The organism is Pseudoalteromonas sp. PS5, assembly GCF_004103255.1.
GTDB lineage: Bacteria > Pseudomonadota > Gammaproteobacteria > Enterobacterales > Alteromonadaceae > Pseudoalteromonas > Pseudoalteromonas peptidolytica.
This window is the reverse complement of sequence record NZ_RCSQ01000064.1, coordinates 1-14,519: the sequence shown is the minus strand read 5'-3', so window position 1 is coordinate 14,519 and position 14,519 is coordinate 1. Positions and strand designations below refer to the sequence as shown.

The 14,519-nt window shown below is 41.8% G+C and carries 9 protein-coding genes and 5 tRNA genes; 7 read left to right on the top strand and 7 right to left on the bottom strand.

The features are described from left to right. Positions 1–643: 643 nt before the first annotated feature. Positions 644–1,822, bottom strand: a complete 1,179-nt coding sequence (locus D9603_RS08970) for a multidrug effflux MFS transporter (protein ID WP_128731041.1) — start codon at positions 1,820–1,822, stop codon at positions 644–646. Positions 1,823–1,986: 164 nt separating this feature from the next. On the opposite strand from D9603_RS08970, the gene D9603_RS08965 reads away from it, so the two are divergent. Next, positions 1,987–2,457, top strand: coding sequence for a hotdog fold domain-containing protein (locus D9603_RS08965; RefSeq protein ID WP_128731040.1), 471 nt, complete (start codon positions 1,987–1,989; stop codon positions 2,455–2,457). Between the two features lie 36 nt (positions 2,458–2,493). Here the strand turns inward: D9603_RS08965 and D9603_RS08960 are convergent, their stop codons facing one another. The 6 genes from D9603_RS08960 to D9603_RS08935 all read right to left on the bottom strand — a co-directional run bounded on the left by D9603_RS08960 (position 2,494) and on the right by D9603_RS08935 (position 11,899). Then, positions 2,494–2,889 carry a polymer-forming cytoskeletal protein gene (locus tag D9603_RS08960; RefSeq protein ID WP_128731039.1) on the bottom strand — a complete coding sequence of 132 codons (396 nt, stop codon included), beginning with the start codon at positions 2,887–2,889 and terminating at the stop codon, positions 2,494–2,496. A gap of 88 nt (positions 2,890–2,977) precedes the next feature. Then, positions 2,978–4,045, bottom strand: a complete 1,068-nt coding sequence (locus D9603_RS08955; RefSeq protein WP_128731038.1) for a M23 family metallopeptidase — start codon at positions 4,043–4,045, stop codon at positions 2,978–2,980. Between the two features lie 142 nt (positions 4,046–4,187). Beyond that, positions 4,188–5,501: a fumarylacetoacetase gene (fahA, locus tag D9603_RS08950; protein WP_128731037.1), complete on the bottom strand. Its 1,314-nt coding sequence runs from the start codon at positions 5,499–5,501 to the stop codon at positions 4,188–4,190. A 132-nt stretch (positions 5,502–5,633) separates the two neighbouring features. Continuing rightward, complete coding sequence (gene hppD / locus D9603_RS08945; RefSeq protein WP_125251618.1) at positions 5,634–6,680, bottom strand: 4-hydroxyphenylpyruvate dioxygenase; 1,047 nt, start codon at positions 6,678–6,680, stop codon at positions 5,634–5,636. A gap of 416 nt (positions 6,681–7,096) precedes the next feature. Beyond that, positions 7,097–8,533 carry a peptide MFS transporter gene (locus D9603_RS08940; protein ID WP_128731036.1) on the bottom strand — a complete coding sequence of 479 codons (1,437 nt, stop codon included), beginning with the start codon at positions 8,531–8,533 and terminating at the stop codon, positions 7,097–7,099. A gap of 501 nt (positions 8,534–9,034) precedes the next feature. Further along, positions 9,035–11,899 carry an ATP-binding protein gene (locus D9603_RS08935; RefSeq protein ID WP_128731035.1) on the bottom strand — a complete coding sequence of 955 codons (2,865 nt, stop codon included), beginning with the start codon at positions 11,897–11,899 and terminating at the stop codon, positions 9,035–9,037. A 265-nt stretch (positions 11,900–12,164) separates the two neighbouring features. On the opposite strand from D9603_RS08935, the gene D9603_RS08930 reads away from it, so the two are divergent. The 6 genes from D9603_RS08930 to D9603_RS08905 all read left to right on the top strand — a co-directional run bounded on the left by D9603_RS08930 (position 12,165) and on the right by D9603_RS08905 (position 14,294). After that, positions 12,165–13,376, top strand: coding sequence for a serine hydrolase domain-containing protein (locus D9603_RS08930; protein ID WP_128731034.1), 1,212 nt, complete (start codon positions 12,165–12,167; stop codon positions 13,374–13,376). Positions 13,377–13,629: 253 nt separating this feature from the next. Next, a tRNA-Phe gene (locus D9603_RS08925) sits at positions 13,630–13,705 on the top strand. Positions 13,706–13,769: 64 nt separating this feature from the next. Continuing rightward, positions 13,770–13,845: transfer RNA gene (locus tag D9603_RS08920), tRNA-Thr, on the top strand. 69 nt (positions 13,846–13,914) lie between these two features. Next, positions 13,915–13,990, top strand: a tRNA-Phe gene (locus tag D9603_RS08915). A 12-nt stretch (positions 13,991–14,002) separates the two neighbouring features. Next, positions 14,003–14,078, top strand: a tRNA-Thr gene (locus D9603_RS08910). A gap of 140 nt (positions 14,079–14,218) precedes the next feature. Beyond that, positions 14,219–14,294 (top strand) — tRNA-Phe (locus tag D9603_RS08905). Positions 14,295–14,519: the final 225 nt, after the last annotated feature.

Genomic DNA, 14,519 nt, shown 5'->3' with positions numbered 1-14,519 from the left:
CTGATGCTAACCGCGTTAAAAATTTCTTATTTAGAACAACTAAATAGCAAAATTTTCGCCTTGCCTACACGGATGTAGGTACCTTGGCGATAGCAGGACGCGGTAGCGGGGTTATCGATAAGGTTTTCTCGCCTCAAAATAGACCACTTAACTAAGATAATTGGTATAATTTAAAGTAATAACAAGATTAAAAGACAAAAAAATGCCGATCTATGATCGGCATTGTCGAATTGGTTGGGAGTTAAAACACCACAGTTTTGGTCGTCGAGCAGGTTGTTTTACTACTTTGCTCACATATTGAGTAGCTATGATACCGCTACCTTTAACACTGATGCTGTCTGTGTAGCTATTATCGTTGCTAGTTGTGACAATTTTACTACCATCGCGATAAATATCGGCTTTTGACGTACCTACACCACTCCAATTTAGGTCTACATGGCTTGTAACCGAAAGTAATAATACCAATTAGCCATAATATTTGCTCAATTTGAAGGAGTAAATCTGACGCTAACAGGACGCGGTAGCGGTGCTATCGACAAAATTTTCTCGCTTGAAAATAGAACACTTAATCAAAATAATTGGTATAACCTTCTCAACTATCAACGTCCTAATAAGCTCACAGGGCGCCACTGAGTAATTACTATTAAGTGGCGCTATGAAGCTGGTGGCGGTGTTTAGTTACCAATAGCGCTAAGAAAGGCAACGCGAGTAGTAGGTGCATTGCTAGTTGAGTTGGTGCCTTTAGTGCTAAAGGCTGACTCATTGTTGCGAGTAACCCCCCGCCACTCATTTGTAATACGCCAATAAGAGCAGAAGCTGTACCTGCTTGCTTTGCAAACCCTGATAGAGCTTTGCCAGCCGCAGCACCTATGGTAAAAGCAAAGCCGATAGATGCTAAGTACATTGGTAATACAAAATGCACAATGTCAGTTTGTGGTAACAACAATAGGATAACGCCACTGGTGCAAGAAATGCTTAATCCAAAAGTGAGGGATTTCTGACTGTTACGTTTAATAAAGTGTGGGGCGATAAAGCTTGCAGCAATACTAAATATTGCGTTACCAGTAAACCAAAAGGTAAAGTCAGACACACTGCCCCCCATTTTTGCCATGATCCAGCCCGGTGCTGAAATCACGAAGACCAGCATTGCGGCCATACCAAGCATAGTGAGCATTGCGTTGTAAACAAAGGTGCTGCTATTTAGCATAGGTGTAAAGCGTCTTAGGTCTAGAATATGACCACTGTAATGCGTGTCCTCTGGACGAGTTTCTTTATAAAGCAAGATGATGAGCAACAATCCAACTAAAGCAAATCCAGCCAAAAAACTAAAATTACTTTGCCAGCCAAATTCAACTGTAAGCCATGCACCAAGAATTGGCGCGAGGGCAGGGATAAAGCACACAATACCATTTAAGTAAGTGATCATCTGGCCGCTACCTTTATGACCAAAGCTATCTCTGACAATCGCAAAAGCGCTGACGAAAGTGGCGCACGCGCCTAAGCCCTGCAAAACACGTGCGACCATCATTAATGACCACGTTGATACTGAGCTTGCCATGACTGCACCAATGGCAAACAAACTTATTCCAATAAGTGAAATTGGTTTACGACCATATTTGTCTGCTAATGGACCCGCGATGAGTTGTCCTAAACCAACTGCTAACATATAAATACTAACAGTTTGCTGGATCTTATTTTCAGATACTTCAAGGCTAGCTTGCATATCAACAAAAGCAGGGAGGTACAGGTCGATACCTAATGGGCAAAAAATCACGAGTAGAGCAAGAATAAAAATTAGGGCTTTTGAGTTGGTTGCGGTCATGATGTCTCCTTTTGGCCGCCATTGTATTGCGGAAAATTTGAAAAGACAGGACAAAGCGCCGATTTAGCAAATTTTTAAGATATTTGATTCTTTGTGCATTTTCGGTAGTTGATAAACTGGTCAGATGTGTTAATTTTAAGCAAATTAATATTTTGATTCTACTTATGTCTGCACCACTTCTAAAAATTTATAAAAGAATGAGTTGGTTGCCATTTGGCAAATGGATGTTTAGCAAAGCTGTTTGTCGTAAAGCACCTTACTTTGGCACCATCAAACCAAAGATAACACTGTTACAACCTGGAATATGTAAAGCGACAATTAAGAACCGAAAAGCCATCCACAATCACATTGGAACGGTACATGCGATAGCGCAATGCAATCTTGCCGAGTTGTGCGCAGGTGTGATGACCGATGCCACAATCAATCACAAGTCACATCGTTGGATCCCAAAGGGGATGACTGTACAATATTTGGCAAAAGCGGAAACTGATCTGCATGCGATCGCCAAAATTGAATACCCTCGGACATGGGAAGACAAAGAAGAGTTAATTGTGCCTGTCGAAGTGTTCAGTAACTCTGGAGAAAAGGTATTTCACGCTGATATAAATATGTATATCAGTGCGAAGAAATCCTAATTAACCAAGCCTCAGATTCATTATCCCCAGCTCAGTTTAATTATTGGTGGTTTGCGTAGCTGAAGAGTCAATTAATGTCACATTATTGGCTCTTTCGCTGTGGTGAGTGAGCTTACCTTCCACATGCGCGCCAGCTTCAATTGTCAGTGTTTCATGCTCGATATTGCCAAATACTTGTGCACTTGGACGCAGAGTTACTTGCTTGGCGTGAATATCCCCCTCGACTTTTCCATGTATGGTCAAATCTGAAGAGTGAATGTTGCCTGTTACGAGACCGGTTGAACCTATAGTGAGCTTATTGACGTTTAAGTTACCTTGTACGGAGCCGTCTAGTTGCAATTCTGTTTCACAGGTAATATCGCCAGAAATTTGGGTGGTGTGGGTGATGATAGCTGGGATGCTACTTGTCTGACTTTTAAATGAGTTAAACACGAGTCCTCACTGTCGCAGCGTCAAAACAATAGATGTGATGAAACCTGAATAAGTAGTAAGTTTGCTGATCACTTATTTAAATTTCAGTTTATTTATTGAAAGCGCGAGCGATTTTAATTGGGTTTAAGTGTTTTTTACCTTGGATCACCTCATAGTGCAAGTGAGTAGAGGTACTTCTTCCTGTACTTCCCATCAAAGCAATAACGTCACCCTTGTCTACTTGCTGACCTTTTTTTACTTTGATGGTATGTAAGTGTCCATATCGAGTTGTGATCTCATTAGCATGTTCGATTTCAATAAACTTGCCATAACCACCGTTTTTTCCAGCTCTTTTTACAACACCTGCGGCAGGGGCAACAATATCTGTTTTATGCCACCCAGCTAAATCAATACCTTTATGAAAAGCACGACGCCCTGTTATCGGATCTTTACGAAAACCAAATGCACTGGACACGTAATACTTCTCTTGCTCAACTGGGAGGGTGTCAGGCAACTGTCCTATCATGGTGGATAACTGTGCATAGCTTGTATAGTAATCGATAGTATTGATAAAGCTGGCTTCGACTAAGGCTAAATCAGCTTGAAAGTAGGGACCACCTTGCGCATCTGAAGAGTCTGCAAGTTGCAAACCTACACTATCGATTGAAGCTTTTATTTGTGCTATGTCAGTTGCGTATTTTTGACCAAGAGCGCGGTTCAAGGTTTGTTGTTGCAACAGTAATTTGGCAGCTTGAGGTGCGAAAGTATTGTCATTGTCTGGTGATGCTTCTTTGTCCGTTGAGTGTTCATCTGTCTTGCTATTGCTGGCCGCAAGTTCGGTTGCATCTATTAACGACTCGAGCACATTATGTTGCTGTGATAACTGCGCTAAAGTGTTTTGCTGCTGGGTAATGGTCTGCTCTAATTGTGCCTTTTCATGCTGCCACTTTGCTTGCAACTGAGTGAGATTTTGCTGTCCTTGAGAGAGCTGAATATTGTTGTTATGAAGTTGGATTGCGGCGTTTACAGACCACAGTGCAATTGCAGCGAAAATCATCAACAAACATACTTGAAGCCAAGATGGTAGTACGATCATCTTTACATTGGCGTCTTGACGGACAATCAATTGAGTGGGCTTAAACAGCTTCAGATATAGGCGCTTGAGTACTTGCAACATTCAACCTCAAATTAAATTCAGCGCTACACTCTAACAATTTTTAGTCAAATTTCCAGTTTTTAGAACTAAAAAAAGGCATGAAATAATCATGCCTTTGATTTAAAAGTAAATAAATTTGCGATTAACTCACGGTTAATTACGATTATTTGGCTGGAAGTATGGTGCCTTCAACAGAGCCGAAGCCAATACGATTATAGCCATCAGCTTCACACCAGCCGCGCATAATTACTTTATCACCATCTTCTAAGAACTTACGCTCTTCACCATTTTCTAGAGTGATGGTTTCTTTACCACCACGTGATAGTTCAAGTAATGAGCCTGCCTCTTCGTGCTCTGGGCCTGATTGCGTACCCGAACCTAGCATATCGCCCGGTAAAAAGTTACAGCCACTCACCGTGTGGTGAGTAACCATTTGTGCAACCGTCCAGTAACTATGCTTAAAGCTGGATTCAGACAATTTGCTTGGCTTAGCCCCTTCGCTACGCATTTGTTCAGTCTCGAGTAGTACATCCATACGAATATCAATTGCACCAGACTCGCGGTTTTGCGTTGACTCTAAGTATTCCAGCGGCTGTGGGTCGTTTTCATCACGATGCCAGTTAGTACGGTATGGTGCCAGAGCCTCTGTGGTTACAACCCAAGGAGAAACAGTTGAGGCAAAGTTTTTCGCAAGGAATGGACCTAATGGTTGATATTCCCAGGCTTGCAAGTCACGTGCAGACCAGTCATTGAACAAACAAAAACCAAAAACGTGATCTTCAGCGTCTTTAATTGCGATAGAGTCGCCAAGTTCATTACCTTTACCAAGGTAAATACCTAGCTCTAGCTCGTAGTCTAGGCGCTTACAAGGACCAAAAGATGGCGTATCCGCGTCAGGTGCTTTGGTTTGGCCTTTAGGGCGAGGGAAGGCTTGACCTGAAACACCAATAGATGAAGAACGGCCATGATAACCGATTGGTACCCATTTATAGTTCGGAAGCAGTGGGTTATCAGGACGGAATAGGCTACCTACTGCCGTTGCGTGATAGATAGAGGTATAAAAGTCGGTGTAATCGCCAATGTGGCAAGGTAAAGCGTATTCCACGTCATCTTGAGCAACCAATGCGCCTTCAAGGCTTGATTGCAGCTCAGAGCCTTCACGTAATGCACGAGAAAGCGCAAGTCTTAATGCTGACCAGTACTGTTGACCCATGCCCATAAATTCGTTTAATGCTGGGGCATTTGCCGCTTCTGCAGCCTGTGCTGCATCACCTGAAAGCAGGTTAGCGTCAACAACAGCGCCAAGATCTAGTACTTGATCGCCAATCGCAACACCGCCACGAAACTCTTCATTACTATTCTTACGACGAAATACTGCAAAAGGTAAGTTTTGAATGGGGAAATCAGTTCCAGTTGCATTTGCACTAGCTACCCAACTCTTTAACTGGATGTCGTGTGTTTCATTAATTTGAGACATTGCCTTTCCTTTAATTTTGGCTTTCAACTTGAGTTATGGTCAAAAATGAAAAACTCAAGTTGTAATAGCAATTTGATAAACCACAAAAAGCAGCTATCGCTAGCTGCTTTTTAATTAATTTGATAGGTGTGTTTAGATCACGCCACGGCGTTCTTGGTCACGCTCAATCGACTCGAATAACGCTTGGAAGTTACCTTCACCAAAACCACCATCATCAACACGTTGGATCATTTCGATGAAGATTGGGCCGAACAGATTCTTAGTAAAGATCTGTAGTAGGTAGCAGTCTTCGCTTTGGCTATCGACTAAGATTTGGTGTTGCTTGATTTTTTCTTTGTCTTCTTTAACCCATGGTACACGATCAAAGATAGTGTCGTAGTAATGATCAACAATATCGAGAGTTGCAATTGTGCTCTTGTCTAGTTTATCTAATGAGCCAACTAAATCGTCAGTTAAGAACGCTAAATGCTGTACACCTGGACCATTGTACTCATCTAGGTACTCATCAATTTGGTTATTGTTGTCGTCTTTACCTTCGTTGATTGGAATAGAGAAGGTGCCACATGGTGACTTAAGTGCGTATGAAAGTAGCGCGGTTTTTTGACCTTTGATATCAAAATAACGGACTTCGGTAAAGCCAAATACGTCTTTATAGAAGTTAGCCCAGGTTTCCATCGTCCCTTTATAAACATTGTTTGTGAGGTGGTCGATGCGCTTAAAGCCCTTATCAGCAACAATGCTTTGCTCTTCTAGGTCTACAAAGTCTTGCTCGTAGATTGAGCCTTTGTCACCAAAGTTTTCAATGAAATAGATAAGGCTGTCACCAATACCGTAAATCGCAGGGTATGGTAAGTCTTTGTGTGTTGAATCAGTCGCCGGTTTTGCACCACGCTCTACAGCAGTTTCAAACGCTTTTTGCGCGTTTTCAACACGCCAGCCCATTGAGCAAATTGCAGGGCCATGGCTTTTTGCAAACTCTGCTGAGAAGCCTTCACGCTCGTTATTCAACAGGAAGTGAATATCGTGTTGGTTGTAGTACACGATATCTTTATCTTTAAATTTCTTTAGCTTTGAAAATCCAAAGTCAGTGAATACCTTATCCATATAATCAGCGTCTGGTGTTGCATACTCTGTGAACTCGATGCCGACTAGGCCTAGTGGATTATTTACTTCACTCATTGTTTTACTCCCGTATTAAGCACTGGGTGACTTGTTAGAATTTATGACTGGATAATTAATCAAATTACTGCAAAGGGGAAGTTAAAGGGCGTAAATAGCCATAGCGCACTTTGTAAATTTAGTTGCACAATTGCCATGCAAAAGACACAAAATCGACACAGACGAAGTCAAACTTATTTTTGTTTAAATTTTGAGTGAAAATACCAAAGGAAAAATACGAGGTGTTAAGTATGGTTTTTCTTATATTTTGATTTTACTGGCTTTTATTGTTTTTCTAGATCAAGAGTGTGAGGTGAAGTGTTCTGAACATAAGACTAATTGGAAAGGCGAAATAGGAAAGGCTGTATTTAAATCTTTACACTTAATGCTGCGAGAGGGGGTAAACCACGCCTGAACAGCGTGGTTTACGGTAAATATTATTGCTTCTCAGCGGATACTTCTAGCTCTTCAGCTAAATAGTGCTCCTGAGTGTGCGGCTCATGATTGCCCTCTGCACCGTGCATCCAGTCAACGAGCTTATTGCTTAGTAGATACATGAGAACTGCTGATAGTAGAGCGACACCGCCTAAGCCAATGAAAATGCTCATTGCATTGTTCATGGCTTCTTGGCCTTCACCGATGAATGAGCCCACAAGACCAGCTAGCTTGTTCGCAACCGCTGTACATAGGAACCAAATACCCATGAGCAATGACGCTAAACGTAGTGGCGCAAGTTTACTTACCATTGATAAGCCAATTGGTGATAAACACAGCTCACCTAAGGTATGGAATAGGTAGAACAATACCAACCAGATCATGCTGATCTGCAGTGTGCCGCCTGCTTCTGCACCTTCAGTTGCCAGTGCTAACATCATAGTCAAGAAGCCTAACGCAAGGAAAACGAGGCCAATGGCAAACTTAACCGGAGAGTTTGGCTCTTTCTTATCCAGTTTTAGCCATATCATTGCAACTAAAGGTGCGAAAATAATAATAAAAATAGAGTTTAGAGATTGGAACCAAGAAGCAGGGATCTCAAAGCCCATCAGCATGCGGTTAGTATAGTCATTAGCGAACAAGTTCATCAGACCACCGGCTTGCTCAAAACCCATCCAGAAGATAATAGAGAATACACTCATCGTGAAAATTACACGTATACGGTCTTTTTCTTGTTTTGTTAATGGTGCTTTTGTGGCTGAATCAGACATTTGCTGAGATAGCTTTGCTGAGGGTATTTTACCTATATCGCCTAAATATTTTTGGCTTAAGATCAGCTGCATAACCACTGAAATAACCATACCAACACCTGCGGCGATAAAGCCAGCCTGCCAGTTAATTACCGCAGCAACATAGCCCGCAACAAGTGGACCCAGTGCACCACCTAAGTTGATACCCATATAGAAAATAGTAAATGCACCGTCACGACGCTTGTCACCTTCTTGGTATAGATCGCCAACCATAGTGGAAATATTAGGTTTAAATAGGCCGTTACCTATACAAAGTAGTGCCAAGCCAAGGTAAAACACATTTACTTCTTGTCCTGCAACAATACTGTGTGGAATACCCATAATGAAGTGGCCTGCAGCCATTAGAATACCACCAATGATGATGGCTTTACGCTGACCTAGTACGTTGTCGGCAAGCCAACCACCAAATAGAGGAGTAAGATAAACTGCCATGGTAAAAGTACCGTATAGGCTAAGCGCATCGGCATTATTCCAACCAAACCCACCATTTTGTACTTGAGCAACAAGGTAAAGAACTAAGATGGCACGCATACCGTAGTAGCCAAATCGCTCCCACATTTCGGTACCAAATAATAAGAAGAGGCCTTTAGGGTGACCCAAAAATTCTCCGGCCTTCGGAACTGAATTCATATGTACTTCCTAATTTAATCAATGTGTTGTATCTGGCCATTGTTATTTCAATCAACACTGAATAATGAGCAACTTACTTTAAATACGACGTTAAAAAACGAGACGCAGTAAACAGAACACTTTTCAATGCAGATTAGCGATGCGCGACAAACAATACCGCATGCTCTGATTAAGCATGGTGGTAAATTGTCATGGCATGCCTGTACTTTTTTTGAACGGGTGGCCAGTACCTATTTTAATTAGTGTTTGTTGTATGTAACGACTAACTAATTAAAAAAAGCGCGTCAGTATACTCACAGAGAATTAATAGGGGAAGCATTTGTAGGCAGAAAGCGAATAAAATGCGTTCAGCACTACAACGAATAGATTATTAGAGAGCATTTGGTGCTAGTTTGGTGCGGCTATATAAAGGCGCTGCTATCTACCATGAGTTTGAGTGGGCATCACAATTGTGGATGCAAATGGTATTTGATGTGATAGCAGCTACTTATAACAAAAGTGTTATGCCTCTTGACTTAAATATGCTTGGATAAACTCAGTTGCAGCCAAGAAATCTTGCTCTAATTTATCGCGCATTTGGATCAGCTGATCGCCAGTTAAGGTGTTTTCTTTACATAGAGTTTCAAACTCAGTAGCGGTTTCTGCGACGCTTTGCGCACCAATTGTTTTTGAAATGGATTTTAACTGATGACACGCTTCTATGATCTCTTCTTGGTTCATAGTGATAACCGCGCCATTTATATCACGGGTCAATTGGCTACTTTGTTCTAAGTACATCCTAAAGAAACGATTACGTTTGGCATCGTCATGATTGACATACTTATTTAGCATCTCCATGTTGATCGCTGGAGTCGGTAAAGGTTCTGAGTCAATACTTGGACTATCAACTACTTCAGGTAAAGCGGATCCAGTACTTTGAACCGCAAGTGGGTCAATAGATGCAGTATGTGAGGCTGCTTCGACTTCGGGGGATGCCGTGCTCTGCTGCGGCTGTTTTGCTTGAGGCAGCTGCTCAATACATTTGTTTAAAGTGGTTTCTAATACATTTAACTCCACAGGTTTGGTGATGTAGTCATTCATTCCTGCAGTTTCGCAGCGCTCCCGTTCACCTTTTAAGGCATTTGCAGTCACCGCAATAATGTAAGGCTGATCAAGGTTTTCGGGCGCAGTCTCAACATAATCTCTGATGTTTTTCACCATGTCGTAGCCTGACATTTTTGGCATGTGTAGATCGGTTAGAACAATCGGGAAGTGTTCTTTTTTCCATAGCTCAAGTCCTTCCTCACCATTTTCGGCCACCTCGACACCATAGCCAAGTAAGTGCAATTGGTCAGTAAGCACTTGTTGGTTTAATACGTTGTCTTCAACGAGTAACACGAGCTTATTTGTGGCTCTTGCTTCATCAACACTTAAAAAATCATTGATTGTGCGTGTAGGTTTGATCTCTTTGGGTTTATGAAGTCCAGCGGCCACAAGAATAGACGTCATGAAGCTCGACTTACATAAAGGCGAGGCATTGAGGTAGAAGATGTGCTTGTGATTCAGCGCCGCTTCGTCCATTTTGCTCAAAACAACAACCTGTTGTGCGTTTTTCTCTAATGAATAAACAATACTTCTTAATTCTTCATTGACCCTATCCATACCATCAAGACCATCCAATACCCAGATCAGCTTATCCTCATGTTGGTGGTCTGGAATTTCTGAATCGTCAATTACCATTACATTCGCTCCCATGAACGAAAGATAGCGGTTTAAGATATTCTGCCTTTCTTTGTTTGGCGTCAGTAAAGCAACGCTTCGGGCATTTAGAAGCTGTTTATTTGCATAATTTACTTTACCGTCAACGCTAAATGGCAACTCAACGATGAACTCACTACCCATACCAATATCTGAATTAACTTGAATACTGCCAAGCATCAACTCAATTAAACTTTTACAAATAGATAGTCCAAGCCCGGTTCCACCAAATTCTCTTGTAATTGAGCCTTCGGCTTGGATGAATGGGTTAAAGATTTCCCTTAATTGTGCTTTAGTCATACCTTTACCGTTGTCGGTTACGGTAAAGCGTAAGGTATAATGCTCAGAGGTATTTTGTGAAACTTCAACTGCGATTTTGACATACCCTTGAGTTGACTCATCGGTCGTTGTAAATTTAATGGCATTACTACATAGATTGTATAGAACTTGCCTTACACGAACCGTGTCACCCACTAAGTTAGTTGGAATATCAGGTGCTATCACTAGTTGTAAATCTAGCTTACGTTTTTTGGCAACAGAGGAGAGCACTCGAGCCACTTCTTCTGTGGTTTCAGCAACTGAAAAAGGACTGTTATCAATTCTTAACTTACCTGCCTCGATTTTTGAAAAATCAAGAATGTCATCAAGAATACCAAGTAATGAAAATGCAGAATCTCGAATGATGGTGGTTAAGCGGTGCTGCGCACCGTCGAGATCGGTTTGTCGCAGTAGATCGATAGTCCCAATGACGCCATTCATCGGAGTGCGGATCTCATGGCTCATGGTTGCTAAGAAAGTTGTTTTCGCATCGCTGGCACGCTCAGCATTTAAAATGGCTTTCTCCAGTGCCAATGTTCGCGCCTGAACTTCTGTCTCTAGGCTTTCTTGTAACTGTTTCAATTCGTGTTGAGTGGCCTGATCAGACTCAATCGAAGTCTGAACTTGCTTTAATAGCGTATTGATAGATGAAGCGATGTCAGACAATCCACCGCGGTAGTAGGTACCTACTGTCGCTTTATAATTTTTATCTGCGGTGAGTTGCTCTATCTCTTCTACGAGCGCTTGACTGTCATTGTTGGATGTCGCAGACAGCTTTCGTTGTGTAAATACAAAAACAAAGATAGCAGCCAGTAAACTTATAAATAGTAGCGCGTATGCGAGTATCGAGTCTTCTTCGGCTGTTGTACTTGGTGTTGGCGTATAGGTAAGGATAAGCTCGCCAACATTTTGCCCGTCTAACTGTAGTGGCATATGGTAGACTTGCATGTCGCCTTTGTTATAAAACTCCTCACGATTTAACGCATTAACTGGCTCCCCCGGGCTTTGTTGAAGTACCAAATTTGGTTGCCCCATGCCTGTATTGATATAAAGGTAAGCCCCAAGGTTGGCGTTCCCACTAAGTAGTGCCTGTACTACTTGTTTAGCATTATCAAAGCCATGTTGAGTAATTATTTTTGCTAAAGGTTCAGAGATGGTCGTTGATTGCTGTTTAAGGTTAGCCGTCGCTGTGGTTGGCGCTTTTGTTTGCTTGGGAAGTAAATAGGCCCCAGTGGCGCTACACATTCCAACTATAAGAATTGCGACAAAAAGAAAGAGTACTTGTCCGTTAGTGTTTGCGCTATTTGGCATGCTTTATCTCGCAAGAATTATTTATACGTATCATCTGTTGCAATCGTAACACCTTCGACAGCTTTTTACCTCTCGTTTTTCAACCAGTGACTAAAATCGAGGTAAAGAAAAGAGTATTGAAAATATCAAAATAATCAGGGTGTTGAAAGTAAAGCTGTAGTCTTTTATCAGTATGGTTATCATGGCTTTTTAATAAATATTAAATATTAAGTAACGTTTTTATAAAGTAATATTAGTTAACTTCCCCGCTTATAAGGATATCTTAATGTTTTCACATCAATCTCGACGGGTACCAGCGTGGTTCTGTGCCATATTATGTGTGTTGCTGTTCAGCGCCTGTAATAACAATGATAAATCAATCATTACTCTTAAAACTCCCACCGAGCCCAGCGTCGGCTTTACTTCCCCATATGGTGTTGCCGGAGATGATCAACTCTTTCATCAGTTAGAGCTGATCCGTGCCGAGTTTAGCATGCCTGCATTGGGAGGTTTTATCATTTCTGGGGACGAATTAATCGAATTGGATGTTACTGGAGTGCGAAGCAGTACTGGGCAAGTCCCTGTATCTGCCTTTGATAGGTGGTCTATTGGTTCATTTAGCAAATCCATGACTGCCACATTGGCTGCACGCCTTGTTGAGCAAGGAGTCATAGAGTTTGATAGTCAAGTGGCCGACATATTTCCAGAGCTTATAGGTAAGATTAATCCAGAACTTGAGTCTGTTACCTTAAATAGCTTGCTTTCAATGACTTCAGGGTTGCAACGGGATTTAGCGTCTATGTATTCGGGGAAGTGGCACCGTGATAATAGAGACATGACGAGCCAACGATATGATTGGACTATCGAACTATTAAATGCACAAAGATCCGTGCCGCAAGGGACTTATCTATATAGTAATGCCGGTTATGTTGTTGCCGGCCATATGTTAGAGCGTGTCACCGGGCAAGCATGGGAAAGCCTTATTGCTCAAGAGCTATTCGAGCCACTAGGGATGGCGGATGTTGGTTTTGGATCTGCTAGTGATGATGACCCAGATGGACAGCCCAGTGGTCATCAAATGAGAGAAGGTAAATGGCACCCAATTACGCCAACAGATAGAGTGGATTTACCAAAAGTGATTGGACCTGCGGGGTTAATCAATACGACACTACATGACTTATCTATTTACTTGGGGGCGTATTTAGCCGGTGCTAGGGGTAATGATAATCTGATTAGTGCCAGTTCATATGCACGACTATTAACGCCAGTCACGCCTGAATATGGATTAGGTTGGATCCTTACACCTAATGACAGTCGGTTTCATCATAACGGCTTTACCGGGACATTCTATTTAGACAACCTTGTATTACCTGAAAGAAATGTTGCGATTCTTGCAGTCACAAATGGCGACACGGTTAATGCTAAATTAGCCGTGGAGAAGGTAATTGATATCTTACTGAAGCGGCTGGATGCAAAGCAACATTATAGCGGCAAGTAAAAGAACCAGAACAACACAGTGGTGACTATTACTTGAGGGGGAGCTTACTGCTATATAAAGGTGGCTAGCCTTCATGCTATATGTACAGGGATAGTCAGATAAAAGCGTTTAAAACTGGAAATTAGCCTGCCTTGCGTGTTTTTTCATCGAAAATGCGGTATTTTGACCGCTTTGCCTGAAAACTGTGCAAACGATAAATGTATTTAAAAAAAGGGTTGACTTAGAACCGCAAAACCCGTTTAATACGCCGCACGCCCAGATAGCTCAGTCGGTAGAGCAGAGGATTGAAAATCCTCGTGTCGGTGGTTCGATTCCGCCTCTGGGCACCAAATTAAAAATCATTGCATTAGCAATGTGGTGCATGCAGAAACTGCATGGTACACGAATTAGTGTGCCGACTTAGCTCAGTTGGTAGAGCAACTGACTTGTAATCAGTAGGTCATCCGTTCGACTCGGATAGTCGGCACCATTTAATTTAGGCGCTAGCCTATATTTCTAGATAACTTAATAGATTGAGTTTTTTAGATAAAAAAGATTTGCCCAGATAGCTCAGTCGGTAGAGCAGAGGATTGAAAATCCTCGTGTCGGTGGTTCGATTCCGCCTCTGGGCACCACTAATTTAGTGTGCCGACTTAGCTCAGTTGGTAGAGCAACTGACTTGTAATCAGTAGGTCATCCGTTCGACTCGGATAGTCGGCACCATTTAATTTAGGCGTTAGCCTATATTTTCTAGATAACTAAGTTATTTAGAAAATAAAAGATTTACCCAATTAGCTCATTTGGTAGAGCTAATTGGAGTTGTATTGATAATCCCTCTAAGGATTAAGATACTAAAAAGATTTGCCCAGATAGCTCAGTCGGTAGAGCAGAGGATTGAAAATCCTCGTGTCGGTGGTTCGATTCCGCCTCTGGGCACCATCATTTAAAAAGCCTCGCAATCGCGAGGCTTTTTGCTTTTATACAGTCTAAATTGACATATCTAGCTTATTGATACCTTGTTGTTCTGATAAACATCACTTTATTTTAGTTGCGTAGTAAAACATTAATACCAATTAACCTCAGTGCTTGCTCAAGTTGGAAGCGTAATACCAATTTGACTTAATACTTGCGCAATTTGAAGAAGTCAATCTGATGCTAACCGCG